Annotated in this window: 22 protein-coding genes; 10 read left to right on the forward strand and 12 right to left on the reverse strand. The window is 70.3% G+C overall.

Annotation, left to right across the window (positions count from 1 at the left end; all coding sequences use genetic code 11):
• Nucleotides 1-47 precede the first annotated feature (47 nt).
• Entirely contained in the window at nucleotides 48-1301 is a 1254-nt protein-coding gene (locus A33M_RS01485) for a lytic murein transglycosylase (RefSeq protein ID WP_008382658.1), read from the forward strand.
• A 26-nt stretch (nucleotides 1302-1327) separates the two neighbouring features.
• Here A33M_RS01485 and A33M_RS01490 read toward each other — a convergent pair whose 3' ends face one another.
• The 4 genes from A33M_RS01490 to A33M_RS01505 form a co-directional block, all read right to left on the reverse strand.
• Nucleotides 1328-1678 (reverse strand): hypothetical protein, encoded by a 351-nt coding sequence (locus tag A33M_RS01490; RefSeq protein WP_157223282.1) that lies wholly within the window; start codon nucleotides 1676-1678, stop codon nucleotides 1328-1330.
• Nucleotides 1679-1788: 110 nt separating this feature from the next.
• Complete coding sequence (locus A33M_RS01495) at nucleotides 1789-2112, reverse strand: hypothetical protein (RefSeq protein ID WP_052026796.1); 324 nt, start codon at nucleotides 2110-2112, stop codon at nucleotides 1789-1791.
• A gap of 240 nt (nucleotides 2113-2352) precedes the next feature.
• Nucleotides 2353-2748 (reverse strand): hypothetical protein, encoded by a 396-nt coding sequence (locus A33M_RS24540; RefSeq protein WP_008382662.1) that lies wholly within the window; start codon nucleotides 2746-2748, stop codon nucleotides 2353-2355.
• A 174-nt stretch (nucleotides 2749-2922) separates the two neighbouring features.
• Nucleotides 2923-3246: a hypothetical protein gene (locus tag A33M_RS01505; protein ID WP_008382663.1), complete on the reverse strand. Its 324-nt coding sequence runs from the start codon at nucleotides 3244-3246 to the stop codon at nucleotides 2923-2925.
• 181 nt (nucleotides 3247-3427) lie between these two features.
• Here A33M_RS01505 and A33M_RS01510 point away from each other — a divergent pair, with 181 nt between their 5' ends.
• Both A33M_RS01510 and A33M_RS22005 read left to right on the forward strand, forming a co-directional pair.
• Nucleotides 3428-3769 (forward strand): PepSY domain-containing protein, encoded by a 342-nt coding sequence (locus A33M_RS01510; RefSeq protein ID WP_008382664.1) that lies wholly within the window; start codon nucleotides 3428-3430, stop codon nucleotides 3767-3769.
• Nucleotides 3766-6585: a hybrid sensor histidine kinase/response regulator gene (locus tag A33M_RS22005; protein WP_008382665.1), complete on the forward strand. Its 2820-nt coding sequence runs from the start codon at nucleotides 3766-3768 to the stop codon at nucleotides 6583-6585. Before A33M_RS01510 ends, A33M_RS22005 begins: the two co-directional genes overlap by 4 nt.
• A gap of 26 nt (nucleotides 6586-6611) precedes the next feature.
• Here the strand turns inward: A33M_RS22005 and A33M_RS23615 are convergent, their stop codons facing one another.
• Entirely contained in the window at nucleotides 6612-7058 is a 447-nt protein-coding gene (locus tag A33M_RS23615; RefSeq protein WP_052026797.1) for a hypothetical protein, read from the reverse strand.
• 123 nt (nucleotides 7059-7181) lie between these two features.
• Complete coding sequence (locus A33M_RS01525) at nucleotides 7182-8303, reverse strand: ATP-dependent DNA helicase (protein WP_008382667.1); 1122 nt, start codon at nucleotides 8301-8303, stop codon at nucleotides 7182-7184.
• A gap of 262 nt (nucleotides 8304-8565) precedes the next feature.
• Here A33M_RS01525 and A33M_RS01530 point away from each other — a divergent pair, with 262 nt between their 5' ends.
• From A33M_RS01530 to A33M_RS01540, 3 genes are all read left to right on the forward strand, one after another.
• Nucleotides 8566-10329, forward strand: a complete 1764-nt coding sequence (locus tag A33M_RS01530) for a sensor domain-containing diguanylate cyclase (protein ID WP_008382670.1) — start codon at nucleotides 8566-8568, stop codon at nucleotides 10327-10329.
• Nucleotides 10330-10619: 290 nt separating this feature from the next.
• Nucleotides 10620-11204 (forward strand): hypothetical protein, encoded by a 585-nt coding sequence (locus A33M_RS01535; protein ID WP_157223283.1) that lies wholly within the window; start codon nucleotides 10620-10622, stop codon nucleotides 11202-11204.
• 230 nt (nucleotides 11205-11434) lie between these two features.
• A complete protein-coding gene (locus A33M_RS01540; protein WP_008382672.1) occupies nucleotides 11435-11659 on the forward strand; it encodes a DUF1328 family protein in 225 nt (74 codons plus the stop codon).
• A gap of 28 nt (nucleotides 11660-11687) precedes the next feature.
• Here A33M_RS01540 and A33M_RS01545 read toward each other — a convergent pair whose 3' ends face one another.
• On the reverse strand, nucleotides 11688-14171 hold the full coding sequence (locus A33M_RS01545; RefSeq protein WP_008382673.1) for an EAL domain-containing protein: 2484 nt from the start codon (nucleotides 14169-14171) through the stop codon (nucleotides 11688-11690).
• Nucleotides 14172-14480: 309 nt separating this feature from the next.
• Between A33M_RS01545 and A33M_RS01550 the strand changes: the two genes are divergently transcribed.
• Together A33M_RS01550 and A33M_RS22015 are read left to right on the forward strand one after the other, a co-directional pair.
• The gene (locus A33M_RS01550; protein ID WP_008382676.1) at nucleotides 14481-16277 is read left to right on the forward strand and encodes a chloride channel protein; all 1797 of its coding nucleotides are present in this window, start codon (nucleotides 14481-14483) and stop codon (nucleotides 16275-16277) included.
• Between the two features lie 64 nt (nucleotides 16278-16341).
• The gene (locus A33M_RS22015; protein ID WP_008382677.1) at nucleotides 16342-17310 is read left to right on the forward strand and encodes a CAP domain-containing protein; all 969 of its coding nucleotides are present in this window, start codon (nucleotides 16342-16344) and stop codon (nucleotides 17308-17310) included.
• 34 nt (nucleotides 17311-17344) lie between these two features.
• On the opposite strand, the gene A33M_RS01560 is transcribed toward A33M_RS22015, so the two are convergent.
• Entirely contained in the window at nucleotides 17345-18100 is a 756-nt protein-coding gene (locus tag A33M_RS01560; RefSeq protein ID WP_008382678.1) for a phosphatase PAP2 family protein, read from the reverse strand.
• A 155-nt stretch (nucleotides 18101-18255) separates the two neighbouring features.
• Complete coding sequence (locus A33M_RS01565; protein WP_008382679.1) at nucleotides 18256-18786, reverse strand: CvpA family protein; 531 nt, start codon at nucleotides 18784-18786, stop codon at nucleotides 18256-18258.
• A 293-nt stretch (nucleotides 18787-19079) separates the two neighbouring features.
• On the opposite strand from A33M_RS01565, the gene A33M_RS01570 reads away from it, so the two are divergent.
• A complete protein-coding gene (locus A33M_RS01570; RefSeq protein WP_008382680.1) occupies nucleotides 19080-19514 on the forward strand; it encodes a hypothetical protein in 435 nt (144 codons plus the stop codon).
• A gap of 257 nt (nucleotides 19515-19771) precedes the next feature.
• Here A33M_RS01570 and thiC read toward each other — a convergent pair whose 3' ends face one another.
• The 3 genes from thiC to A33M_RS01585 all read right to left on the reverse strand — a co-directional run bounded on the left by thiC (nucleotide 19772) and on the right by A33M_RS01585 (nucleotide 25691).
• Nucleotides 19772-21652, reverse strand: coding sequence for a phosphomethylpyrimidine synthase ThiC (thiC, locus tag A33M_RS01575; protein WP_008382681.1), 1881 nt, complete (start codon nucleotides 21650-21652; stop codon nucleotides 19772-19774).
• Nucleotides 21653-21909: 257 nt separating this feature from the next.
• The gene (locus A33M_RS01580) at nucleotides 21910-24612 is read right to left on the reverse strand and encodes a bifunctional diguanylate cyclase/phosphodiesterase (protein WP_008382683.1); all 2703 of its coding nucleotides are present in this window, start codon (nucleotides 24610-24612) and stop codon (nucleotides 21910-21912) included.
• Nucleotides 24613-24983: 371 nt separating this feature from the next.
• Complete coding sequence (locus A33M_RS01585; RefSeq protein WP_040618846.1) at nucleotides 24984-25691, reverse strand: L,D-transpeptidase; 708 nt, start codon at nucleotides 25689-25691, stop codon at nucleotides 24984-24986.
• Between A33M_RS01585 and A33M_RS01590 the strand changes: the two genes are divergently transcribed.
• Nucleotides 25685-25897, forward strand: coding sequence for a hypothetical protein (locus A33M_RS01590; protein WP_157223284.1), 213 nt, complete (start codon nucleotides 25685-25687; stop codon nucleotides 25895-25897). The genes A33M_RS01585 and A33M_RS01590 overlap by 7 nt on opposite strands.
• Nucleotides 25898-26117: the final 220 nt, after the last annotated feature.

Raw genomic sequence — 26117 nt, forward strand, 5'->3', positions numbered from 1 at the left:
CGTTTCCGATTCGTCCGAATTCCCGGAACGTTCCCGAAGAGGCCCGGATGACCCGGAAAAACCTGCTCTGCACCGCCGTTCTGCTGCTGGCGGCCGTCGTGTGGCTCGGCGCGGCGGTGGCGCCGGCGGCTGCCGCCGACGCGGCGTTCCGCCAATGGCTCGACAGCCTGTGGCCGGACGCCCAAAAGCTCGGCGTCTCGCGAAAAACCTTCGAGACGGCGATCCGCGGCCTGGAGCCGGATCTGTCCTTGCCGGATCTGCGGGTGCCGGGGCGGGCGGAGAAGCCGCCGCGCGGGCAGGCGGAGTTCGTGCAGACGCCCGAGCAGTATCTGCGCGAGCGCACGCTCGCCAACCTCGCCGGCCAGGGCAAGCGGCTCTACCGGCAGCATCGCGACACGCTGGCGGCGATCGAGACGCGCTACGGCGTGCCGGCCTCGGTGGTGCTGGCGATCTGGGGCCGCGAGACCTCGTTCGGCAATTACAGGCTGCCGCACGACGCGCTGCAGGTGCTGGCGACGCAGGGTTTTTATGGCAAGCGGGCCGACTATTTCCGCAACGAGTTTCTGTACGCGATGAAGATGCTGGAGGACGGCCACGTCGCCCGCGGGGACATGCGCTCGTCGTGGGGTGGGGCGATGGGGATGACCCAGTTCCTGCCGTCCGAATATTACCAGCACGCGGTCGATTTCGACGGCAACGGCCATCCCGACATCTGGCACTCGGTGCCGGACGCGCTCGCCTCCGCCGCCGAGCAGCTCGCCCACAAGCACTGGCAGCCCGGCCACCAATGGGCCTACGAGGTGAAGGTGCCGGCGAGCCTCGACTGCACCATCGCCGATCCCGATCACAAAAGGCCGCTGCGCGCCTGGCTCGCCGACGGCTATCGGCCGGTCGGGAAAGAGCCGCAAAAAGCCGATCTCGGCGAGGAGGCGTCGCTTTTGATGCCGGCCGGGCTCTACGGCCCGGCGTTCCTGATCCTGAGAAACTACTACGTGATCAAGGACTACAATTTCTCCGATCTCTACGTGCTGTTCGTCGGCAACGTCGCCGACCGGATCGCCGGCGGCGGGCCGTTCACGACGCCGTGGGAGAAGGTGGTGCAGCTGCACAGCCGCGATCTCGAGGAGATGCAGCGCCACCTCGCCGCGCTCGGCCTCTACGACGACAAGATCGACGGCAAGGCGGGCATGCGCACGCGGCTCGCGGTCGGCGCCTATCAGAAGGCGAACGGCCTGAAGCGCGACTGCTGGCCGACCGCGGCGGTGCTCGACCACATGCGCGGCAAGGCGGCGCGGCGGTGAGACGATGAGGCGCGGCGGTCGGCGGATCAGAGATCCGGGCCGTCGCGCCGCTCCCATACGATCGCGGTATCGGGAATGTTCAGCCGCGATGTGATGCGATGCACGGCGGCCGTGATGTCGGCGACGTCACGCAGGTGGCGGGGCAAGTAGATCGTGGAGCTGTCGGCGGGATGGCCCTGGTAACGCATCAGGGCGAACGGCATCCCGTCCAGCTCGAACCCGGCGCCGTCATAGCAGTCGAAGTCGTCTTGCCCGGACTCGAGCGGAAATCCGGCGTGCTTCGCCAGCAGGTCGATCGCTTCTCCGACGATGGCCTGAGGAACGAGAGGCTCGCGTTCGAGAAGCTTTTTCAGGTCGGCGATTTTCATGGATGCCATGTGCTCCTCCTCCGGCGGGTCGAGCGGATCGGCCCGCGGTTGGTCCTCGAGCACCGAGGCCGCCGTTTCCGGATCGCGGATTCTAGGCAGTGGCCGTAAAGGGCACGTTGTCATGGCTGAAAATTCTTCACCACTGCGGGAATAACAGCGAATTCCTCGTTCTCCAAATTACGCTTCAACAATACTCCCGGAGTCAGGGGATAATACCACCGCGCTTCGTAGAGGGATCCGCTGCCCGGCTGCGGCGCGACGGGGGTCGTGAACTCGATTCCCCGACGGCCGTCCGGCATCGGGCCGCGATAGGCCTTGACGCTCGGGATGTCGCTCCCCCGCGCCGGCCGTCCCCAAATCTCTCCGGTTTCGACCTGCCGCACGGCATCCTGGTCCGTCTGCGTCCACGGGTTCTGCAGCCGGTGAAACCGATCCTTCGCCATCCGGACCTTCGCCCCCCACGGGAGTCGGACATCGGTGACCTGTCGACGATGTGCAACATTGGGCTTCTCGGTGGCGAATTGTCAACGCGCGCAACCGAGGCGCGTAATGCGGTCGGAGGCGCCGTCACGCCGGTCGTGGAGGCGAGGGCCAACCCCATTCTTTCGACATAGGAACGAAAACGGCCGGCGAGAGCCGGCCGCTGGTCACGTTTCTGTCATGCGCCGCTGCGGGCGAGCCCCTCACGGGCAGAAGAAGTGCGGCCGCGAGTAGCGGATGAACTCGCCGTACGGCCCGTAGATCGGCTGGCGCGCCCAGTAGCCGCCGGGGCAGCCGACCGGGATCGGCTCGGCATAGGCCGGATACGGCACCCAGCCGGCGACCGGCGCATAGGCGCGATACGGCGGCGGCGGGGGCGGAGGCGGCGGTGCGGCATAGACCGGCACGCCGTAGGCGGGCCGCGAGTTGGCGATCGCCCCGCCGAGGATCGCGCCGGCCGCCAGCCCGCCGATCACCCCGGCCGCCACCGCTCCGCCGTTGTCGTGGTGGTAGTGCCACTGGGCGTTCGCGTCGCCCGCCGGCAGCGTGACCGCGGCAGCGAGCGCCGCCGCCGCGAGAGCAGTCAGGGTTTTCGTCATGGTCCCCTCGTTGAACCTCGTATCGGCGGCGGATCGACACCGTGCGCGGTGGGCCCGGCCGAGGGCAGGAAAATGGCTCCGCCATTTTGTCGACAGTGGGGCGAATACGCTGCCACGGCGACCGAGAGCATCGCGTGAAAGCTCAACGATCGTGAATACTTGTTCAGCAATCCTTCAGTAACAGATCGGCGCGGTGCGCCACCGCCAGCCATACTCCGTCCAGATCCGCCGGCGCGCGACGAAGCAGCCGGGCGGCACCGGCAGGACGACGCCCGGCCGCACCACCGGTCCCGGCCACGGACGCGGCGCGGGCGCCGCCAGGGGATCGGCGACGACGTACGGGCCGTAGGCGTAATTGCCGGTATTGGCGACGATGCCGCCGACGATCGGACCCGCCGAGACTTTCGCGCGCGCGTGGTGTGTCGGGCCGGCGCGGTGGAGGTCGGCGGCATTCGCCGGCAGCGCCGTCGCGGTCGCGAGCAGGCCCGCGAGGAGCACCGAGACGGCCGGTGCGGCCGGCCGGCGGTGCCCCGGCCAAAACCTCGAAGAGGGTATTTTCGTATTCATGGAACAACCTTTTTCGGTCATCGCCGTAGCGCTCGAGGTAGGGAAGGCTTAACGGCCAATTCCTAGACTCGTATCCGGTTTTGGTCGTTCGCCAGCGTTCGGAGAGGCCGCCGTGAGTTCCCGTTTTCCGCTGCCGCAGATCGGCGGGGTGGTCGTCTCCCGGCCGGCTCTCGCCGGCGGTGTCCCCGTCGCCGCACTCGTCGCCGTTGCCGCCCTCGTCGCCGTCGCCTCGGCCGCGCACGCCTCGCCGGTCTGCACCACCTCGCCGGAGGCCGCCTGGGTGCCGCGCGAGACCATGCGCCAGCGCATCGTCGACGCCGGCTACGACATCGCGGTGTTCAAGACCACCGACGGCAATTGTTACGAGATTTACGGGCGCGACAAGACCGGGCGGCGAGTGGAGATCTATTTCGACCCGGTGTCCGGTCAGCCCGTCAAGGTGACCGTCCGTTGACCGCCCCGGCGCCGCCGGAGCGCGGCTCGACGGCGGCGAGGGCGCATGCCCGCGATGCCGTGCCGCTGGTGATCGCCACCGCCCTCCTGGTGGTCGCGATCGTCGGCCCGGCGTTCTTCTATGCGTGGGAGCTGTCGACCGGCAAGGCGCGGATCGAGGCGATCGAGACCGACATCAAGCGCTACGATCTCGCCCGCTCGCTGCACCGCGATTTCTCCGAGGTGTTGTCCGGGCTCGCGGCCCTGAGCATCGGCGTCGAGCCGGCCGAGCGCGACCGGGTGATCGCCACGGCGCAGGCGAAGATGGCGCGGGCGACCGCGCTCGGCGCGCCGCTCGACCAGCTCCTCTCGGCCTCCGCCGCGTTCGTGCCGCCGGAGCGGCAGATCGCCCTGTGGGAGGCGATGACCACCATCCGCGACAGCTACGAGCACGTGGCCGAGTGGCGGCGCGACGGCTCGACCGAGGTCGAGCGCACGTTTCACTTCCTGCAGATCCACGACGGCATCCGCACCGCCGAGGCGGTGCTCGGCGAGATCGACCGCGGTTTTGCCAAGCGCATCGCCGCCTCGCTGGCGGAATCGCGGGCGACCCTGCTGACGGCCGAGCGGGTGCTGGTCGCGCTCGCGCTGGCGACCGCGCTGATCGCGGCGGCGATCGCCACCTTCGTCGCCGTGTCGCTCCGCCGCATCCGCCGCGCCAACCGCGACCTCGCGGCGGGCGAGGCGGAGCTGTCGGACCAGAACCGCCGGTTCCGCGACGCGCTGGAGAGCATGGGCCAGGGCCTGGCCATGTTCGACGCCGACGGCCGGCTGATCGTGTGTAACGCGCGTTACGTCGATCTCTACGGCCTGCGGCCGCTCGATCCGAAGCCCGGCACCACGCTGCAGGAGATCGTCGGCTACCGGATCGCCGCCGGCATCGTCGAGCGACAGGTCGACGAGCGCTCGCACGCGGTGCCGGAGGTCGACGATCACTGGGTGATCCCGCTCGCCGACGGCCGCTTCATCGCCGTCTTCCGGCGGATGCGCGCGACCGGCGGGTGGGTGGCGACCCACACCGACATCACCGACATCAAGCGCGCCCAGGACGAGCGGGCCCGCGCCGAGGCGGAGGCCGCCCGCTCGCGCGAGCAGGAGATCGCCGCCAAGGAGGCGTGCGCGACCAAGACGGCGTTCTTCGCCACCATGAGCCACGAGATCAGGACGCCGCTCAACGGGCTGCTCGGCCTCGCCGCGACCCTGCTCGAGACGCCGCTCGACGCCGACCAGCGAAAAATCCTCGAGGCGATCGACCAGTCGGGCGAGAGTTTGCTCGCGATCGTCGACGACATCCTCGATCTGTCCAAGCTCGACGCCGGGCGGATGCTGTTCGAGGAGGTGGTGTTCTCGCCGCGCGCGCTGGTCGCCGAGGTCGAGCGCGTGCTCGCCACCCAGGTGCGCGCCAAGGGCCTGTCGTTCCGCACCGAGGTCTCGGCCGCGGTGCCGGGCCACCTGCTCGGCGATCCGGCGCGGCTGCGCCAGGTGCTGCTCAACCTCGCCGGCAATGCGGTGAAGTTCACCGCGCGCGGCGGGCGGGTGGCGATCCGGATGGACGGCACGGTCGAGGGGGACCGCGCGAGCCTCGTCTGCGCGGTGAGCGACAGCGGCATCGGCATCGCGCCGGAGCGGCTGGCGACGCTGTTCTCCGACTACGTCCAGGCCGATTCCTCGATCAATCGCCGGTTCGGCGGCACCGGGCTCGGGCTCGCGATCTCGAAACGCATCGTCGAGCAGATGGCGGGCACCATCGCGGTCGCCTCGACGCCGGGCGCCGGCTCGACCTTCACGGTGTCGCTGACGTTGCCGGTCGCCGCCGCGCCGCCTGCCGAGGAGAAGCGCGCGCCGGTCTCCTACGCCTCGTTCCGCGCCAAGCTGATGCGGCTCGGCCGGCCGCTGAAGGTGTTGCTCGCCGAGGACAACGCCACCAACCAGCTGGTCGTCACCCGCATGCTGAAGGAGTTCGACGTCGCCGTGAGGATCGCCCCGGACGGCCGGCAGGCGGTCGCGGCGGTCGCCGAGCAGGCGTTCGACATCGTGCTGATGGACGTGCGCATGCCCGGCATGGACGGGCTCGAGGCGACCCGCTGGATCCGCGCGCGCGGCGGCGCCTTCGCCCGCCTGCCGATCGTCGCGCTCACCGCCAACGCCTTTCCCGACGACGTCCGGGCCTGCCGCGAGGCCGGCATGACCGGCTTCATGGCGAAGCCGGTGCGCAAGGTGACGCTGCTCGAGACGCTCGCCGAGGTGACGCGCGGGCTGCTCGCCGAGGCGGCGGACGAGGCGTATCCCGGCGACCCGCAGGCCGACCATTCGGTCGCGCCGCCGGAGCCGCGTTCGGACACGGCCGGGGCGGGCTTGCCCGGCGCGGGCTTGCCCGGCGCGAGCTTGCCCGGCTCGAGCTTGCCCGGCCCGGACACCCCGGTGCTCGATCTCGACGACGCGGCGGAGCTGCGCGAGGCGATCGGCGACGACGGCTTCGACGAGACGCTCGCCTGCTTCCTCGCCGATTCGGCGGCGCGCCTGCGGCTGCTGCGCGATCTGGTCGGGCAGGCGGATCGCGCGGCGATGAAGGCGGAGGCGCACACGCTGAAAGGGGCGGCGCGCGCGCTCGGCTTCCGCCGGCTCGCCGACATCGCCTTCGCGCTCGAGCGCGACGCCGACCTGATCGCGACGGAGGTCGCGACCACGCTGGTCGACCGGATGGACGGCGCCTTCCTCGAGGCCCGCGCGGCGGCCGCCCGGCCGGAGGCGCGCCGGTCTTCTGCCGACGCGGCCTGACCGCCGAGCGTCGTTCCCGGTAGCGGTCAGCGCGCGCTGTCGGAGCTTCCGCGGCCGGGGCCCGTGCCCGTGCCCGTCGCGGAGCCCGAGCCGCCGCCGGGTCCGGGTGCGACACCCTCCGCGGTCTCCGGCTGGGCGGTCGGCGAGCCGGGGGCGGGCGCGTGCGGCGAGGTGCCGATATAGGCGCCGCCGGTGCCGCCGGTCCAGCCGGTCGAGCCCTCGTTGCCGGGCGCGGTGCCGTCGCGCTCGGGGGCCGGCGCGGTCGCCGGGCGGTCCGGCTTTTCCGCAGCCGAGACGGGAGCGACGGGCGGCGCGGCGAGCGCGAGGCCGAGCGCCAGCGCGCCGAGAAAGGCGAAACCGGTGCGCGCCGACACGCGCGGCGACGAGGGGGCCGGGGTTTTCAGGGGCGTCGTCGCGGGGCGGGGCGAGCCGCGCGTTCGCGTCGTCTCGGTCCTGGTGGTCCTGGCGGTCATGGGCGTCTCCCTTGGGTCTTTTTCGTGCGAAAGACCGCAACGCCAATCACCGCATCCTGCAAATGTTCCCGGCCGGGCCCCGCCCGCTGCGCGGCGCCGGCTCTCACTGCCGCACCGATAGCTTCAAACCACCACGGTGAGGCGCTTGGCGGCGCGGGTGATGCCGGTATAGAGCCACCGTTCGCGAGTCTCGGCGAAGGCGAAGCTCTCGTCGAACAGCACCACCTCGTCCCATTGCGAGCCCTGCGCCTTGTGGACGGTGAGCACGTAGCCGAAGTCGAACTCGTCGTAGACCTTGCGCTGCGCCCACTCGAACTCCTCGATGCCGCCGAGAAAGCACTCCGAGCGCACCGTCACCTTCAGCGCCTTGGCCGAGCGCTCGGCGGTGTCCTCGTCCGGCACGATGCGCATGGTCACGAGCGCCCGCGAGCGGCCGATCTTGCGCTCCTGCACGCTCCACAGCCCGCCGTTGAAAAGGCCCTTCTTGCGGTTGTTGCGCAGGCACACGAGCTTGTCGCCGGCGAGCGGCAGCGGATCGGAAAACTCCTTCAGCTCGCGCAGGCGGGCGTTGTAGGCGCGCCGCGTGGCGTTGCGCCCGACCAAGACCTGGTCGGCGCGCGGCACGCTCGCCGGATCGAGGTCGGCCCGCCGCACCACCTTGCTCTCGCCGTAGTCGCCCGGCGCGATCCGGCTGCCTTCGCGCACCTGCATCGAGAGATGGACGATCGGGTCGTCCTTGGCCTGGCGATGCACCTCGGTCAGCATCGCGTCGGGCTCGTGCTCGGTGAAGAAGCCGCCGCCCTGGATCGGCGGCAGCTGCGCCGGATCGCCGAGCACCAGGAGCGGCACGCCGAACGAGAGGAGGTCGCGGCCGAGCTCGGCATCGACCATCGAGCACTCGTCGATCACGATCAGCTTGGCCTTGGCGGCCGGCGCGTCGTCCCACAGGGTGAAGCTCGGCTGCTCGCTCGCGCTCTCCTGCGCCTTGTAGATCAGGCTGTGGATGGTCGAGGCGCCGTGGCAGCCCTTGTTGCGCATCACCTGCGCGGCCTTGCCGGTGAAGGCGGCGAATTTCACCGGGCCGTCGACGTCGGCGGCGAGATGGCGGGCGAGCGTCGTCTTGCCGGTGCCGGCGAAGCCGAACAGCCGAAAAATCTGCGGCGTGCCGGCGCGGCCCGGCTTGTCCTTCAGCCAGCGGCCGACGGCGGCGAGCGCTTTTTCCTGGTGTGGCGAGAAGACGGGCATGGGATTTTTTCGGCCGGCGGTGAAGTCTCGTGCGAGCCGGTCGCGACCGGTTCGGGCGGGACTCCAGTGTTACCGGGATTCGTCCGGGTCGTTAACGCCCGGTGAACGGGAGGCTCGGCCGCGAGGGTCCACTTTTCCGCATTCTGGTGTGGGGGCGTTAATCGGTCGGTGTGGGAATTCCCCTAAAGAACGAGATACCGGTCGGCACGCTCGCGCATGCGGATCGGCGTCGCCATTGGGGACGGGTGGGGGAAACGGCACGATGCTCGCGGCTTTTTCTGCGCTTCACCACCGGGTCTCGGCGAGCCTCAAGATCCGGGTCCTCCTGCTCACCCTCGCGGTGTTCGTGGTGGTGTCGCTGCCGGCCTATGTCGCCTTCGAGTGGATCGTGCGCAACACCGTGGTGCAGCTCGGCACGCTGTTCGCCGAGAAGCAGGTGCTCTACGATCGCTATCGCGGCCTCGACGCGCTGATGCGCGAGGTCTCGCTCGCCGAGAACCTCACCCGCGCGCCGAGCGTGGTCGACTGGGCCGAGGACGAGGGCGACCCGGTGAAGCGCAAGCGGGCGCTCGCCGAGTTCGAGCGGTTCCGCCGCTCGTTCCAGGACGAGAGCTGGTTCTTCGTCGTCCACGCCTCCGGCAATTATTATTTCAACGATCGCACCGGGCAGTATGCCGACGCGCCGAAGCGCTACACCGTGAGCCGCGACAATCCGCGCGACGGCTGGTACTTCACCACCATCGCCCGCGGCCGCGGCTGTCGCCTCAATGTCGACCGCGACGACAACCTGCTGGTCACCAAGGTTTGGATCAACTGCGTCGTCGGCCGCGGCGAGAAAACCCTCGGCGTGGTCGGCACGGGCGTGGATCTCACCGCCTTCATCCGCGAGGTGGTGGACATCCCGCAGACCGGGGTGCAGAGCATGTTCGTCGACCAGTCGGGGGCGATCCAGGCGCACCGCGACCCGCGGATGGTCGACTTCCACAGCCTCACCAAGGACACCAAGGCGAAGAAGACGATCTTCGCGCTGGTCGACGACGAGGCGGGCCGGGCGACCATCGCCGGCATGATGAAGCGCCTCGACGGCGGCGCCGGTGCGGTCGAATCGAGCTTCGTGACGATCGGCGGCAAGGACTACCTCGTCGGCATCGGCTTTCTCGATCGGGTCGGGTGGTACAACGTGACACTCATGGACGTCGACGCCGTCATCGATCGCGAGATGTTCGTGCCGATCGCGGTGCTGCTGGCGCTGATCGCCACCGCCGCGGTCGCGCTGATGACGCTGCTGTTTCGCCGCAGCGTGCTCGACCGGCTGGCGCGGCTCGAGGTGGCGATCCGCCGCATGGAGGCGGGCGACTTCGCCGCCTCGGTCGATCGGGGCCGCGACGAGATCGGCCGGCTGTCGCGCGCTTTTGCGCGCATGGCGACCGCGGTCGGCGATCACACCGAGCTGCTGGAGACGATGGTCGCCGAGCGCACCGAGCAGCTCCGCCGCCTGGCACACCAGGATCCGCTCACCGCGATCTACAATCGGCGCGGCGTGCTGGTGGCGGTGGAGGCGCTGCGCGCCCGCGCCGGCGAGGAGAAGTTCGCGCTCGGCCTGCTGCTGATCGACCTCGACCTGTTCAAGACGATCAACGACGCGCACGGCCATCACGGCGGCGACGCGGTGCTGTCCGAGGCGGCGCGGCGGCTGAAGGGCGCGCTCGGGCCGGACGACGTCTATGGCCGCTGGGGCGGCGACGAGTTCATCGTGGTCGCGGTCGACCGCCCGGACGAAAGCCTCGCCGAGGTCGCCGCGCGCCTGCTCGCCGCGATCGGCGGCCGCCCGGTGCGGCTCGAGGACGGCGGCAGCGTCGCGCTGTCGATCAGCATCGGCGCCTGCCCGCTCGCCGGCGACACCACGGTCGATGCCGCGCTCGCGCAGGCCGACGCCGCGCTCTACGCCGCCAAGCGCTCGGGCCGCGACACCGCGGTGGTCTACGATCCCGCCGCGCACGGCGATCAGGAGCGGCGCTCCGCGTGATCGGGTCCCCCGACGCGTCGCCGGCCGTCGCATCGACGGTTTTTCCCGCGCCGTCGCGTTAACCATCGGTCGCCGAGATCGGTACGAGAGCCCGGCAAGAGCTGCCCGGGACGGAACAATCTGCCCGGCTCGACGTTTGTCCGACCAGCCAAGCGTTTCATAACAAGAAGGAAAGTCACGACCGGCGCGGGCACGACGATTGCTAGGGGAATGGCGATCGTGCGTCCCAGGAGTTCCGTGCCGTGTTCGTGTCGCCCAGTTCCATGTTCTCCAATCGAGTTCTTCACACCGTGCGGTCCTCCGCTGCGGCGGACCGCGACTTCGACACCTTGGTGGACACCGCCTCGACGGATGCGACATCGGGCGCGACATCGGGCACCGGCACCGGCATCACGACGTCGACCGGCGGCGACATCCGCGCCGGCACGGCCGGCATTCGGATCGATCCGCGCGACGTCCACCGCTTCGCCGAGCCGACCCGCGAGGGCGTCGCCTCGCTCGCCGTCGATCTCGCCGAGGAGCTCGATCGCGTGCTCGGCAGTGCCGGCCTCGCGGCCGAGCCGCCGATCACCTTCACCATCGATTCCACCGGCATTCATGCGAGCGGCGACCGTGACGACCTCGCCGCGGTCGAATCGGTGGTGCAGGGCGACTCGCACCTCGCGCTGTCGCTGCGCATCACCAAGGCGATCGCCGAGCAGGCGCACGCCCTCGAGCAGACCGACCCGGACAAGTCCTACCGCAACGAGACCGACCCGGTGCGGGCGATCGCCAAGTATCAGGAGATGATGGCCGCCCACCGTACGACGCCGATGGCGCTGGTGTGGAACGGCACCGCCGTCTCGGTCGCCGCCGGCAGGCAGACCTGGCTGTGATCGCGGCGCGCAATCGCACTGCCTCTCTCCTCGTGCCGAGGAGCGGCCGCCGGCCCCGTCTCGAACCATGTGGCCGACCGCGCCCGATGGTGCACGGCATGCAGCCGCCGCGCGAGGACGTCGCTGCGGCAGCCGGGCGTCGGCTCTTCCGGTAGCGTGCTGCCACTTTCTCGCGACCGCGCGGGAACTCGCCGCCTCATCGCCCGTTCACGAGGGCAGAGGAGGCTCGGATGCTCAAATTCGCGATCATTGCTCTGGTGATTTCCCTGATTGCCGGCGCCGTCGGCCTGACCAACGTCTCGCGCATCGCCAAGCAGGTGGCGCTCGGGGTCTTCGTGCTGTTCTTTCTCGGCTTCCTCGCGCTGCTCGGCTTCGCCTATCTGCTCGGCGCGGCGTTCGACGCCGGTCAGCACGCGATGCTGATCGATGCGGTCCGCGCCGCCGCGATCGGCTGAGGTCGCGCGTCGGCCGGCGCGCCGCCGGTCAGCTCGCCTGCAGGCGGCGGCCGCACATGCTCATCAACGGGCCGAGCTCGGAGGCGGGCTTCGGCTCGCTCAGCAGATAGCCCTGCACCTCGGTGCAGCCCTCGTCGCGCAGCTGCTGCAGCTGGAACGGCGTCTCGACGCCCTCGGCGGTCGTGGTGATGCCGAGGGCGCTGCCGAGCCCGGCGATCGCCCGGACGATCGCGATCGAGTCCGACTGCTCGGCGAGGTCGTGGATGAACGAGCGGTCGATCTTGATCTTGTCGAACGGGAAGCGGCGCAGATAGCCGAGCGAGGAATAGCCGGTGCCGAAATCGTCCATCGAGATGCGCACGCCGAGGTCGCGCAGCTCGTTGAGCGTGGCGATGGTGGCGTCGGTGTCCTGCAGCAGCACCGTCTCGGTGATCTCGAGCTCGAGCCGCTGCGGCGCCAGCCCGGAGGCGCCGAGCGCCGAGATCACGTCGAGCGCCACGGTGCCGGCCGCGAACTGACGCGGCGACAGGTTGACCGCGATGTTGTACGGCTTCGGCCAGCGCGCGGCGTCGGCGCAGGCCTGGCGCAGCACCCAGGCGCCGATCGGCGTGATCAGGCCGATCTCCTCGGCGAGCGGGATGAAGTCGGCCGGCGGCACCAGCCCGTGCACCGGATGGCGCCAGCGCAGCAGCGCCTCGAAGCCCGACACCTTCTCCGACTTCAGGTTCATCAGCGGCTGATAGAACACCTCGAACTCGCCCATCGCCAGCGCTTTTCTCAGGTCGAGCTCCAGCGTGCGGCGCGACTGCATGCGCGCGTCCATCGCCGGCTCGAAGAAGCGGTGAATGCCGCGGCCGTCCTCCTTGGCGCGATAGAGCGCCATGTCGGCGTTCTTCATCAGCACGTCGGGGTCGCGGCCGTCGGCCGGAGCGACCGCGATGCCGACGCTCGCGCCGACCACCACGTGATGGCCGGCGACCTCGAACGGCGCGCTCAGCTCCTGGATCAGCCGGGTCGCCAGCACGGTGCCGCCGACCGGCTGGTCGGCCGCCACCTGCAGCACCACGAACTCGTCGCCGCCGAACCGCGCGACGGTGTCGGTGGTGCGAAGACACTGGCGCAGCCGCTCGGCCACCGCCTGCAGGAGCTGATCGCCGATCGGATGACCGAGCGTGTCGTTGACGGTCTTGAAGCGGTCGAGATCGACGCACAGCACCGCGAGGCTCTCGCCGCGGTCGACCCGGGCGAGCCCCCGCTCGATCTCCTGGCGGAAGGTGACGCGGTTCGGCAGGCCGGTGAGCGCGTCGTGATGGGCGAGATAGGCGATCTTCGCCTCGGCGCGGCGGCGCTCGGTGACGTCCTCGTGCAGCGCGATCCAGCCGCCGTCGAGCATCGGCTGGTGCGAGATCGAGATCACCCGGCCGTCGTCGAGCTCCTGGATCAGATAGAGCGGCTGGGACTCGGCGACCGCGGTGAGCTGCTGCTCGACATAGGCGGCGGTCTCGGCCGAGCCGCCCGAGATGCGCTTCTGCAGGATGCTGCCGAGCAGCGTGCCCGGCCGCACGCACGACGGATCGAGGCCGTACAGCTCGACATAGCGCCGGTTGCACACGATCAGCCGCCGATCGCGATCGAACATGCAGATGCCCTGCGGCATGTTGTTGATCGCCGCATCGAGCCGCTGATAATGCGCGGCGAGCTCGGCGCGGGTGGCGTCGAGCTCGGCGATGGTGCGGTTGAACGAGGTCGCGAGCGTGCCGATCTCGTCGGTGCGGCGGAGCATCGGATCGTCCTGCGGCAGCGTCACGAGATCGGCTTCGCGAACGCGCACCGCGTGGGCGGCGAGCCGCTGCAGCGGGCGCGACACCCACAGATGGGTGGCGCCGGCGGCGAGCAGCACGGTCACGAGCGTCCCGCCGGCGAGCACGATCACCGCGGCCCAGAACGCCCAGGCCTGCTCGGTCTCGGCCTGCGCGACCACCGTCTTCACCTCGGCGCCGAGAATGTTGATCAGCCGGTTGGTCTGGAACGCGGTGTCGTCGAGCGCCGCCTCGAACAGGAGATCGATGGTGGTGCGGGCGGCCTCGGGGCGGCCGTTCAGCACCGCCTCGCGGGCGCGCGAGGCGAGGCCGTAGACCCGGTCGAGCCGCGTGCGGATCGCCGCGACCGTCTCGACCTGGCTCGGGAAGTAGGCGACCACGTTGTCGAGCGAGACGACCGCCACCTCGTACTGATTGCGGATCTCGCCGGCGGCGGCGCGCACGCTCTCGGGGTCTGCGGCGGCGATCGTCTTGTAGGTCGCGAGCCCCATCGCGGTCACCGCGGCCTTCGCCTCGGCGAGCGCGAGGCGGGCCGGCGAGACGCTCTGCGCCAGTGTCTTGTTGACGGTGTCGAGCCGGTCCACGCTGCGCAGGCAGAACCAGTTGGCGAGCACCGACATGCCGGCGAGCAGGAGAATCAGGAAGACGGCCTTGGCGGCGATGCCGGGCCGGAGGCGGGCAGTGGAGATCATGACCGGGCACTGTCGGTTGCGATGGTGATCTGTTACCGGAGAGTCGTTTGTGGAAACTTAAACCTCCTAGCCCGATATGCATGACCGCCTCGTAACGGCGGGCAGCGCAGCGGCTCGGCGCGATGCAGTGATGCGCGAGACGAGGCCGTCGTCCGCTCCGCCCTCGTTCCGCCGTCATCGCGACGTCACAAAACTCCACCCCACCTCGTGGCGGCGCGCGCCGTGCGACCTGCGAGCGATATCGACCGACCGACCCCGACCGAGTGATCCGCACGTGATCAGTTCCTCCTGCCCTTCGTGAGCCGCCCGGTGCCGAGATCGCTGCTTCACGTCGTCACCGATTTCGAGATCCCGCACACCATCCGCGTCGCGGTGCGCTCGCGCGAGGCCGGGCTCGTCCTGCTGGCGGCGATCGTCGGCGTCGTCGCCGGCGTCGTCGTCGCGGCGATGGGGGTCGGTGTGCAGACTTTGCATGCCGTGTTCTTCGGCCTGCCGCCCGGCGCCCGGCTGTCGGCGCAGCCCTTCGTCGATCCGGTGGTGGTGCTGTCGGTGCCCTCGCTCGGCGGCCTGATGCTCGGCCTCGCCTTCGTGCTGATCAAGAAGCGCCGGCCGAAGCGCGAGATCGACCCGATCGAGGCGAACGCGCTGCACGGCGGGCGGATGTCGGTGCCGGGCAGCGTCATCGTCGCGGCGCAGACGGTGTGGTCGAGCGGGGTCGGCGCCTCGGTCGGGCTCGAGGCCGGCTACACCCAGCTCGCGAGCGGCCTCGCCTCGCGGCTCGGCATCGCCTTCCGCCTGCGTCGGGCGGACTTGCGCACGCTCGCCGGCTGCGGCGCGGCGGCGGCGATCGCCGGTGCGTTCGGGGCGCCGCTCGCCGGCGCCTTCTATGCCTTCGAGCTGGTGATCGGAAACTACTCGATCGCCGGCCTCGCGCCGGTCGGTGTCGCGTCCGTCGTCGGCTGGGTGGTGGCGACCGGGCTCGCGCCGTCGCATCTCGGCGTGGTGGCGCCGGGCGGGATCGCGGTCGAGAATCACGATCTGGTCGCCGCCGCCGGCCTCGGCCTGCTCGCGGCCCTCGTCGGCATCGCGCTGATGCGCGGCGTCACCTTGTGCGAGACGGCGTTCGTGAAGCTGAAGGTGCCGGCGGCGCTGCGCCCGGCGATCGGTGGCCTTCTGGTCGGGCTCCTGGCGCTCGTCACGCCGAAGGTTCTCTCGTCGGGGCACGGCGCGCTGCACGTCTCCGGTGCGCTCGGCCTGCCGCTCGCTGCGGTGGCGCTGGTGTTCGTGCTGAAGGCGCTCGCCTCGATCGCCTCGCTCGGCTCGGGCTTTCGCGGCGGCCTGTTCTTCTCCTCGCTGCTGCTCGGCGCGCTGTTCGGCCAGATTTTTGCCGAGGTCGTCTCGCGCGGGCTGGCGGCGACGCCGCTCGCGGTCACCCTCGATCCGAGCCTCTATGCGCTGATCGGCATGACCGCCCTGTCGTCCTCGGTGATCGGCGGCCCGCTGACCATGGCCTTCATCGCGCTCGAATCGACCGGCGATCTGTGGCTCACCGCGCCGGTGCTGATCGCGGTGATCCTCGCCTCGCAGGTGACGCGGGAGATCTTCGGCTACTCGTTCGCCACCTGGCGGTTTCACGTGCGCGGCGAGTCGATCCGCAGCGCCGCCGACATCGGCTGGATCCGCGAGCTGACGGTCGGCGTGATGATGCGGCCGGACGTGCGCACCGCCCCGGCCGATCTCACCGTCGCCGCGTTCCGCGAGACATTTCCGCCGGGCTCGACCGGCCAGGTGGTGATGGTGGAGCCGGACGGCCGCTATGCCGGCCTGGTGGTGGTGCCCGAGGCCCACGTGCCGACGCTCTACGGCGGGGCGAGCGTCCGCGAGATCATCCGCCACGTCGACGACGTGCTGGTGCCGAGCATGACGGTGCAGCAGGCGATCCGGGTGTTCGAGAGCACCGAGGCGGACGTGCTGGCGGTGGTCGAGTCGGACGCGACGCGGCGCGTCGTCGGCCAGCTCAGCGAGGCGCACGCGCTGCGCCGCTACATGAACGAGCTGGAGCTGCGTCGCCGCGAGCTGTTGGGCGAGCGCCGGGTCGAGGCGTGACGCCGCACGAGGCCGGCGAACTCGCGCGCCGCCATCGGGTTGGTCTCCGACAGGAGGTGCGGCGATGGCGAAGCGGACGTCTTTTCTCGTGAGCGTTCTCGGCGTGGTGCTCGCGTTGTGCATGATCGCCGCAACGCCGATCGTGCGGGCGGAAACGTTTGGCGATCTCGACGCCCTGCGGCAGCGCGCGCTCGAGGCGGTCAACCAGTCGCGCTCGGACAACGGCCTGCCGCCGCTGACGCTCGGCGAGAACCTGAACGAGGCGGCGCAGGCCCACGCCGAGGACATGGCTCGGCGGCGCTATTATTCGCACACCTCGCCCGACGGCGGCACCGTGCAGGACCGCTACGTCGCCGCCGGCGGCAGCAAATGGGAGCTGATCGCGGAGAACATCGCCCGCTGCGACAACTGCCCGCCGCCGCCGACCGAGGCGAACGTGGAGCGGCTCGAGCGCGGCTGGATGAACAGCCCCGAGCATCGCGAGAACATCCTTCGACACGGGCTTGCGCGGTTCGGCTACGGAATCGTGGTCGACGCCGACCAGGGGCTTTATGCGGTGCAGACCTTTGCCGGCCCAGGAACGCCACGCGGCGCCTCGGAGGGGGAAGCGGCGGGCGAAATCCCGCACGAGCGGCAGGTGGCGGTGGCGCTCGACCGCATCAATGCGGCGCGCCGCGAGGCGAAGGTCGCGCCGCTCGCGGCGAGCGACGCGCTCGACACGGCGGCCCGCGCGCTGGTGCCCGATCCGCAGGCCGACGCGCTGTCGATCGGTGGCGGCGGGTCGCTGCGCGACGCGCTGCCGGCCGGTGCGCGGCGCGACTGGCGCACGCTTTCGACGCTCGCCGCCGCCTGCGGCGGCTGCGGCACCGCGCCCACCGCGGCCGACCTGCGGTTCTTCGTCGGCCAGTGGCTCGACGGCGGCAACTCCCGGCGCACGCTGCTCGACGAGCGGTTCGGCGCGCTCGGCCTCGCGCTGGTCACCGACGGGAAAGGCAAGAAGGTCGCGCTGGTGGTGCTCGGCGCGTCGCGCTGAGGCATCTCGATCGCGTGCGGCGCGCAGGCGCCGATCAACGGGGCGGCTGGTCGGGCGGCGTCTCGATCTTGCCGCGGCTCTGCAGCCACAGGCCGATCTGCCAGCACAGCATCGCCCAGGCGGCGCCGAGGCACCAGCCGGCGAGCACGTCGGTCGGCCAGTGGACGCCGAGATAGACCCGGCTCGCGCCGATCGTGATCGTCAGGGCGAGTGCGACGCCGATCACATAGGCCTTGAGGCGCCAGCCGGTCTGCACCCGCGCGAGCAGCGTGCCGAGCGTGAGGAAGGTGACGGCGGAGGCGGTCGCGTGGCCGCTCGGGAAGCTGTAGGAATCGACCTGCACCAGATGGGCGACGAGATCGGGGCGCGGCCGGGCGATCGCCAGCTTGGTGAGGCTGGTGAGCAGCGCGCCGCCGGCGACCGACACCAGCACGAACAGCGCCGCCGCCCGCTTGCGGTCCATCACCAGATAGCCGACCACGATCGCGGTGACGAGCGTCAGCACGGTGATGCTGCCGAGCGCGGTGATGTCGCGAACGACCACCTCGAGCCAGGCCGGCCCGATCGGGTCGGCGAGATCGGCCGGGTTGCGCAGCGTGCGCAGGATCGCCTCGTCGAAGGCGTGCGACTCGCCCTCCAACACCTCGTCGGCGATCTGGAAGAAGCCGAACAGCGCGGCGGCGACCAGAAACAGCGTCGCCACCGGCGCGAGCTCGGCGAAGCGGCGCTCGCGCAGCGCCGCGGCCCAGCGCCGGGGAAGGGCGGTCAGTCGGGAAAGGTCCTGCAGCATCGAGAATAAGGCTCCGTCCCGGAAACGCGGTCGGCGCGGCATGGTTCGCGGCGCGCCGAAGGCAAGCGAGCGAACGACGTACCACCGTCGGGGCGCAGGCGAAAACCGCGACGGAGCGGCGCAGGGGCCGGAGGCGGCGGAGGAGGCCTCGAGGCTCAGAGGCCGTGGTCGCGCCGCAAGCGGTCGATCAGGGTCTCCGCCTCCGGCGGCAGCGATTTCACGCCGGCCGCGGCGGCGGCCGAGAGATAGGGATGGAGGCGCGATTCGGTGAGATAGCGCGGCTGCAGATGCACCGGCACCAGCCGGTCGAAGATCAGCACCATCGCCACCGCGACGAGCCCGATCCGCCCGACCCCGAGCATCGCCCCGGCGAGCCGGTCCGGCAGGCCGACCACCGTCCCGACCAGAAGCCCGACGGTGCGCCGCATCAGTGCGCCGAGCACCATGCCGACGACGAGCAGCAGAAGGCCGAACACCCCCCATTCCGGCACCTGCGGCAGGTCGGGCCGCGCCGCGAGCGTTTGCGTCACCACCGGCGTCAGTGCGACCGCGGCGGGGGCGGCCGCGACATAGCCGATGATGGTCGCCATGCTGCGCAGGAGGCCGGTGGCGAATCCCATCACCGCGGCGATCAGCGCCAAGCTGCCGATCACCGCGTCGAAGGCGTTGATGGAGGAGGGGTCCACGGGGGTGATCTCGGGTGGCCTCGGCTGGGTCTCGGTGCGGGTGATCCGGGCGCGGGCGGTCTCGCACGGGCGCGGCGGGCGGCAGTCTAGCCGCAACCGGCCGGGCGGTGGAGCACGATCGGCGGACACGGTTTATCGCCGGCCGTTTTCGGCGGCGCCGGTACGGGCGGACGGGGTGCTGGGAACGGCGCCGGCACCGACGTATGGTGCAGCCGGCCGAATGATTTCCCGGCGCGTCCGTGCGCGGGAAAAGCCGGCCGGTCGGGCGTCACGCCCCGGGGAGGGACTGCAGCATGCGGGTCATGTCGGGTTTTCGGAGCATTCTCGTCGCCTTGGCGATGGTGCTGGTCGCGGTCTCCGCGGCGAGCGCCGACAGCGGGCGGATCGCGATCACGATCTACAAGGGCGGCTGGATCATCGGCGGCTCGGGCGGCAGCGGCACGCTGACCTTCAACGGGCGAAAATACCGGCTGTCGATCGGCGGCCTGAGCGCAGGCCTGGTGTTCGGCGCCTCGAAGGCCAATCTGCACGGTCGCGTCCGAAATATCCGCCGGCCGTCCGACGTCGCCGGGGTGTACGGCGCGGCCGGTGCCGGCGGCGCGGTGGGGCGCGGGGCCGGGCTGATCGTCCTGCGCAACGAGAAGGGCGCGGTGCTCGAGCTGCAGGGCCGGCAGGTCGGCCTGATCGCCAATCTCGATCTCAGCGGGCTGGTGCTGTCGCTGAATTAGCGGCGCCGGGTTTTGCGGACCGGGCGCTTCGCCCGATCCGCCGAACGCCTCTGTCGCCTTCTCGTACGAAAGGCGACAGGGTTGGGCCTCGTCCAGAGGAGCACTCCGCAGGAGTGCGTCTCGAAGGACGAGGGCACGGACGACGGCAAAGCTGGGGCCTCATCCTTCGAGACGCCGGCGGAGCCTGCCCTCGGGCCGCGCGAAGCGCGGACCCGGGGGGCGGCTCTCAGGATGAGGTGACAGTGCCGCAGTCGGCCTCACAAGCTCTCGTTGCTCTTCCTCACCGCGTCGGCGTCGACATAAACCTCCTCGCCCATGGCGCGGAACTTTTCCGACATCTTCGCCATGCCGTCGAGCGCCGCCTTCTCGTTGTCGCCGAGCGAGGCGGTGTAGTCGCGCACGTCCTGGGTGATCTTCATCGAGCAGAATTTCGGGCCGCACATCGAGCAGAAATGCGCGACCTTGTGCACGTCCTTCGGCAGGGTCTCGTCGTGATAGGCGATCGCGGTGTCGGGATCGAGCGACAGGTTGAACTGATCCTGCCAGCGGAACTCGAAGCGGGCGCGCGAGATCGCATCGTCGCGCAGCTGCGCGGCGGGGTGGCCCTTTGCGAGGTCGGCGGCGTGGGCGGCGATCTTGTAGGCGATCACGCCCTCCTTCACGTCGTCGCGGTCGGGCAGGCCGAGATGCTCCTTCGGCGTCACGTAGCACAGCATCGCGGTGCCGAACCAGCCGATCATCGCCGCGCCGATCGCCGAGGTGATGTGATCGTAGCCCGGCGCGATGTCGGTGGTCAGCGGACCGAGCGTGTAGAACGGCGCCTCGCCGCACTCCTTCAGCTGCTTGTCGACATTGATCTTGATCTTGTGCATCGGCACGTGGCCGGGGCCCTCGATCATCACCTGGCAGCCTTTTGCCCACGCCACTTTCGTCAGCTCGCCGAGCGTCTCCAGCTCGGCGAACTGCGCGCGGTCGTTGGCGTCGGCGATCGAGCCGGGCCGCAGCCCGTCGCCGAGCGAGAACGACACGTCGTACTTCCTCATCAGGTCGCAGATCTCGTCGAACCGCTCGTAGAGGAACGACTCCTTGTGATGCGCGAGGCACCACTTGGCCATGATGCTGCCGCCGCGTGAAACAATGCCGGTGACCCGGTTGGCGCTCAGCGGCACGTAGGCGAGCCGCACGCCGGCATGGATGGTGAAGTAGTCGACGCCCTGCTCGCATTGCTCGACCAGCGTGTCGCGAAACACCTCCCAGTCGAGCTTCACCGGATCGCCGTCGACCTTCTCGAGCGCCTGATAGAGCGGCACCGTGCCGATCGGCACCGGGGCGTTCCTGATGATCCACTCGCGGGTGTTGTGGATGTTGCGGCCGGTGGAGAGGTCCATCACCGTGTCGGCGCCCCAGCGGATCGCCCACACCATCTTCTCCACCTCCTCCTCGACCGAGGAGGAGACCGCGGAGTTGCCGATGTTCGCGTTGATCTTGGTGAGGAAGTTGCGGCCGATGATCATCGGCTCGAGCTCGGCGTGATTGATGTTGGCCGGGATGATCGCGCGGCCGCGCGCGACCTCGCTGCGCACGAACTCCGGCGTCACGAACGGCGGCACTGCGCCGCCGAACTGCTCGCCGTCGGCGAGCGCGGCCTCGGCGCGCTCGAGCATCTTCTGCCGCCCGAGATTCTCGCGCTCGGCGATGTAGACCATCTCCTTGGTGATCACGCCGGCGCGCGCCCATTCGAGCTGCGTCACCGGCTTGCCGTCCTGCGCCCGCAGCGGCCGGTGATGGCACGGAAAGGCGCGCGCGAGGTGGTCGTCCGACACGTTGCCGTTGTCGACCGGCTTGATCTCGCGGCCGTCATAGGCTTCCACGCCGCCGCGCGCTTCGACCCAGGCGGTGCGTGGCCGCGCGAGACCCGCCTCGAGGTCGATCGTCGCGTCCGGGTCGGTATAGGGGCCGGAGGGATCGTAGACCCGCACCGGCGGCTCGCCGGCGCCTTCGGTCAGCGGAATCTCACGCAACGGCACCTTCAGGTCGGGGGCGGCCTCGGGGCTCGTGTAAATCTTGCGCGAGGCCACGATCGGGCCGGTGGTGATCTTCGGAACGGCGATCTCGGTGGCGGGGGTGTGCTTGTTCATTCGGATGCTCCCGTGGGCCGTCCGGAACCAGCATGCGTCGGAGGGAGAAGTGTCCCTGTCCCTTCGCCGGCATGACCCGGATCAGGTTCGTAGGGTTTCCGCTTTCGCCTTCGGCCTCGCCGCCCGCTGACGGGCGGCGCCGGGTGGCCCGCGGTGTCTCAGCCCCTTTCGGGGCTCCCCTCGGAACGAAGGGCCCACTCTAGGGAATGGTTTTCGCGTGTCAACGAGGGGCTACGAGCCGATCGCGACGCGTGCAATCAGGCGGCGGCCGAGGTGGTGCCGAGCCGGGCGTCGAGCACCAGCCGGTCGGCCGGGACCGGGCGGCCGAACAGCCAGCCCTGCGCCTCGCGACATCCCGCGGCGCGCAGAAGCGTCACCTGCTCGACCGTCTCCACGCCCTCGGCGGTGGTCGCCATGTCGAGCGCCTTGGCGAGGTTCATCACCGTGCAGACGATCGCCGCGCAGTCGGCTCGGCTCGACAGCTCGGCGACGAACGACTTGTCGATCTTGATCTTGCTGAACGGGAACATCTGCAGGTAGCTGAGCGACGAGTAGCCGGTGCCGAAATCGTCGAGCACGATGTGGACGCCGAGCGCGGCGAGGTCGTGCAGCACGGCGAGGCCGCCACGGTCCTTCTGCAGGAGCACCGATTCGGTGATCTCGAGCTCGAGCCGCGGGGCCGGCAGGCCGCTGTGGGCCAAGGCCGTGCGCACCGTCTCCACCAGCCCGCCCGAGCGCACCTGCACCGCCGACAGGTTGACCGCGAGCCGCACGGTCTCCGGCCAGGCGGCGGCGGTCTCGCAGGCGGTCTGGAGAATCCATTCGCCGAGCGGGACGATCAGCCCGATCTCCTCGGCCACGGGGATGAACTTGTCGGGCGAGATCAGCCCGTGGCGGGGGTGGCGCCAGCGCACCAGCGCCTCGACCGCGCACGCCTTGCGGGTGGCGATGTCGACGATCGGCTGATAGTGGATCTCGAACTCCTCCCGCACCAGCGCCTCGCGCAGCTCGAACTCGAAGGCGCGGTGGAGCCGCGCGTCGGCGTCCATCTCCGGCTCGAAGAAGCGGCTGCAGCCGCGTCCGTCGGATTTCGCGCGGTAGAGCGCGAGGTCGGCGTTGCGGAGGATCTGGCTCGGCTCGGTGCCGTTCACGGGCGCCAGCGCGACGCCGATCGAGATGCCGATGACCACCCGCTGGCCGTCGATCTCGTAGGGCGCCTGGACGACGTCGAGCAGACGGGCGGAGAGCGCGGCGGCCGCCGCCTGCGGATCGGCGGAGTTGCCCTGCACCACCGCGAACTCGTCGCCGCCGATCCGCCCCGCGGTGTCGCCGTCGTCGATGCAGCCGCGCAGCCGCTGCGCCACCGCCCGCAACAGCGCGTCGCCGCCGCCGTGGCCGAGCGAGTCGTTGACCGACTTGAACAGGTCGATGTCGAAGATGAACACCGCGAAGCCGTGGCCGGACGCCGCCATCCGCTCCAGCGCCTCGTCCATCCGCTCGGCGGCGAGCGTGCGGTTGGCGAGGTCGGTCAGGGCGTCGTGGCGCGCCATGTGGGCGATGCGCTGCTCGGCGCGGGTGCGCTCGGTGATGTCCTCGTGCACGGCGACCCAGCCGCCGTCCGACATGCGGTCGTTGAGAACGGCGATGATGCGCCCGTCGGCGAGCTCGGTGGTGAAGTGCGTCTGCCGGGCGCCGGTGCCGAGCCGGCGCAGCTCGGCGACATAGCCGAGCGGGTCGCCCGAATAGGTGCCGACCGCGATGCGCCGGCGCATCAGCTCCTCGAGCGTGGTGCCGGGCTGCGCCATCTCGCGGCCGAGCCGGTACATGCGCAGATAGCGGTCGTTGCAGACCAGAAGCCTGCCGGTGCGGTCGAACATGCACAGGCCGTGCGACATGTTGTTGAGCGCCGCGTCGAGCCGCATGTTGGCGCGCTCGAGCTCGCGCGACTTCTCCTTGAGGTCGGCCTTGCCCTCGGCGAGCGAGGCCTCGGAGGCGACCAGCCGGCGGAACTGGTGATAGACGCCGGCGAGCAGCAGGAAGGCGCACAGCGCCGCGACCGCCGTGCCGGCGCCGATCCGGATCGCGTGCTGATGCCAACGCGCGAGCGCGTCCGCCCGCGGCACCGCCGTGCTCACCACCAGCGGCAGGCCGGGCACCGATGCGGCGGCGGCGATCCGCGGCACGCCGTCGAAGAAGCCCGGCGAGCGGAACGGGCCGCCGCCCGCGCGCACGACGTCGTACCACGCGGACGATCCCGGAATGCGCCGGCCGGTGAGCGAGACGGACTCGGCGTTGGTGGCGAGAATGGTGCCGTCGCGGCGCGCGATGACGAAGGCGCGGTCCCCGAACCGGGAATAGGTCGCGTAGATCTGGTCGAAATAGGCGACCGGAACGGCCACCGCGACGATGCCGACGAAGGTGCCGGAGGTGCCGACGATGCGCCGGCCGAGATAGACGCGCCACTGCTTCGGCCTCGCCGTGAGGATCGGCGGGCTGACATAGAGGCCGTTCTCGCCGGCGATGCCGAGCTGGCGGAAGAACTGGTAGTCGTCCGTTCGCGGGGCCTCGCCGCCGTCGCGCTCGGCGGCGACCAGCAGGCGGCCGTCGGGGGCGAACAGCCGGATGCCGATCGCCTGCGGCACGTGCAGCATGCGGTCTTCCAGAAGATCGGCGATCGGCCCGACCGCGAAGGTGCGCTCGAACTCCGCCGGGGTCGTCACGCCGAGCTGCGGCACGACGTCGCCGAGCTCGGTCAGCAGGCGCTCGAGCGGGCGCACCAGGGTCGCGATCTGGTCGGCGACGAACCGCGCGGTGTTCTCGGATTCGCGTTCGGTCGCCCGGATCGCGTCCGTGCGCAGGGCGGCGACGGTCACGCCGATCGCCAGGGCCGACAACCCGACCATCAGTCCGGCGACGACGATGAGAGCTTGGAACGGGAGCAGCTTCTTCCGGAGATCCATGGGACCAGCGATGGGTTGCTCGATCGTCGAGTTCTATTCCGTGCGACCTTAATGCTTCCGGAACTTCGTGGGTAATCTCGGAAAATGCTTAAGGAAAGGTGGTAATGGAGGCCGGTGGCCGTCCTAGTTGTTTCGGACGTCGACCTGTCGGGTGGGTCGTAGTACGGCCGGCTCGTCTCGCCTCTCCCTGCGGAAGCTTGCACGCGTCTTGGCAACGGCGAGTGGAGCGGCCCGACGACGGGTGGTCGAAGGAGAGAAAAAAGGCCGGCCGCGGGGGCATTCCGGGACCGGCCGAGAGATGAAGGCTCAGAGTGAGTGTGCGGGGCGTGCGTGTTGGAGAAAACCCCGTTCGTCGTCGTCAAAAAGTCGTATCAGCCGCGGGCGTCGGGACGGCGTTCGGCGTGGTGCGCGCGGATCGGCAGCACGATCACCCGGGTGCCGACGCCGACTCGGCGATAGAGGTCGATCACGTCGTCGTTGACCATGCGGATGCAGCCCGACGACACCCGCCGGCCGATCGTCTCCGGCGCGTTGGTGCCGTGGATGCGATAGACCGTGTCGCCGAGATAGAGCGCGCGGGCGCCCATCGGATTGTGCGGGCCGCCGGCCATGAAGCGCGGCAGATAGGGCTGGCGGCGCAGCATCTCGGTGGGCGGCGTCCAGTCGGGCCATTCGGCCTTGCGGCTGATCGCCTGGGTGCCGGACCAGGCGAACCCCTCGCGGCCGACGCCGATGCCGTAACGGACCGCCCGGCCGTTGCCGAGCACGAAGTAGAGATAGGTATTGGGCGTGTCGACGATCACCGTGCCGGCCGGCGCGTCGGTCGTGTAGTCGACGGTGCGGCGGGCGAACCGCGACGGCGCGGCGCCGCGCTGCGGCTCGGGCTCGATCGCCGTTCCGCCGGGCGCGAAGGCGGGCGCCGGGCCGGCGTCGGGCGGCACCGCCACCGCCGCGGGGGCCGGTGGCGCGAACAGCGGAAGCACGAAGAACGGATTGGCGGCGGCCGGCGTGGCGACGACGGCGCCCGCGAGCGCCAAGGCGGCGACGGTTGTCGAAAGAGCCGAGATCGAACGTGGCATTGATCACCCCCGTTGTCCCGGTGGTCGTAGCCGATCACCGGTTCAGGTCGCTCGAGACGGGGTTCGGCAATTCGATGAGGATTTTAATCGATTTGGCCGCGGCGGCGGAAAAGTCCCCGGCGGCGGCGGGCGATGCGCCGAAAACGTCCGAATTGTGGTGGTTTTCGCGGCCTGTGGACGAGCGAATGCGCGGCAAGCTTTCGTAAAGCACGCCGGGAATTTGCCGATTTCATTCGTGTGCCGCAGGGGCGCTCGGGCGTGCACGTCGCCAACGAGCACGATGCTTCGACGAGCACGATGGTTCGATGAACACGGCGGGGTCGCCGATATCTCCGCCGTCATCGCCGGGCCGGCCGTAGGCCGAGACCCGGCGATCCATCACGTCGAACTCGAAGACGTTTTTCATTCTCGATGGATGCGCGGGTC

The organism is Rhodovulum sp. PH10, from assembly GCF_000293785.1.
In the GTDB taxonomy this organism is placed as follows: domain Bacteria; phylum Pseudomonadota; class Alphaproteobacteria; order Rhizobiales; family Xanthobacteraceae; genus Rhodoplanes.

Excerpts from the sequence above, each read along its gene's own strand:
- A33M_RS01485 (WP_008382658.1), top strand. The coding sequence starts at position 48 with ATGACCCGGAAAAACCTGCTCTGCACCGCCGTTCTGCTGCTGGCGGCC.
- A33M_RS01490 (WP_157223282.1), bottom strand. The coding sequence starts at position 1,678 with ATGGCATCCATGAAAATCGCCGACCTGAAAAAGCTTCTCGAACGCGAG.
- A33M_RS01495 (WP_052026796.1), bottom strand. The coding sequence starts at position 2,112 with ATGGCGAAGGATCGGTTTCACCGGCTGCAGAACCCGTGGACGCAGACG.
- A33M_RS24540 (WP_008382662.1), bottom strand. The coding sequence starts at position 2,748 with ATGACGAAAACCCTGACTGCTCTCGCGGCGGCGGCGCTCGCTGCCGCG.
- A33M_RS23615 (WP_052026797.1), bottom strand. The coding sequence starts at position 7,058 with ATGACCGCCAGGACCACCAGGACCGAGACGACGCGAACGCGCGGCTCG.
- A33M_RS01525 (WP_008382667.1), bottom strand. The coding sequence starts at position 8,303 with ATGCCCGTCTTCTCGCCACACCAGGAAAAAGCGCTCGCCGCCGTCGGC.
- A33M_RS01530 (WP_008382670.1), top strand. The coding sequence starts at position 8,566 with ATGCTCGCGGCTTTTTCTGCGCTTCACCACCGGGTCTCGGCGAGCCTC.
- A33M_RS01540 (WP_008382672.1), top strand. The coding sequence starts at position 11,435 with ATGCTCAAATTCGCGATCATTGCTCTGGTGATTTCCCTGATTGCCGGC.
- A33M_RS01545 (WP_008382673.1), bottom strand. The coding sequence starts at position 14,171 with ATGATCTCCACTGCCCGCCTCCGGCCCGGCATCGCCGCCAAGGCCGTC.
- A33M_RS22015 (WP_008382677.1), top strand. The coding sequence starts at position 16,342 with ATGGCGAAGCGGACGTCTTTTCTCGTGAGCGTTCTCGGCGTGGTGCTC.
- A33M_RS01560 (WP_008382678.1), bottom strand. The coding sequence starts at position 18,100 with ATGCTGCAGGACCTTTCCCGACTGACCGCCCTTCCCCGGCGCTGGGCC.
- A33M_RS01570 (WP_008382680.1), top strand. The coding sequence starts at position 19,080 with ATGCGGGTCATGTCGGGTTTTCGGAGCATTCTCGTCGCCTTGGCGATG.
- thiC (WP_008382681.1), bottom strand. The coding sequence starts at position 21,652 with ATGAACAAGCACACCCCCGCCACCGAGATCGCCGTTCCGAAGATCACC.
- A33M_RS01580 (WP_008382683.1), bottom strand. The coding sequence starts at position 24,612 with ATGGATCTCCGGAAGAAGCTGCTCCCGTTCCAAGCTCTCATCGTCGTC.
- A33M_RS01585 (WP_040618846.1), bottom strand. The coding sequence starts at position 25,691 with ATGCCACGTTCGATCTCGGCTCTTTCGACAACCGTCGCCGCCTTGGCG.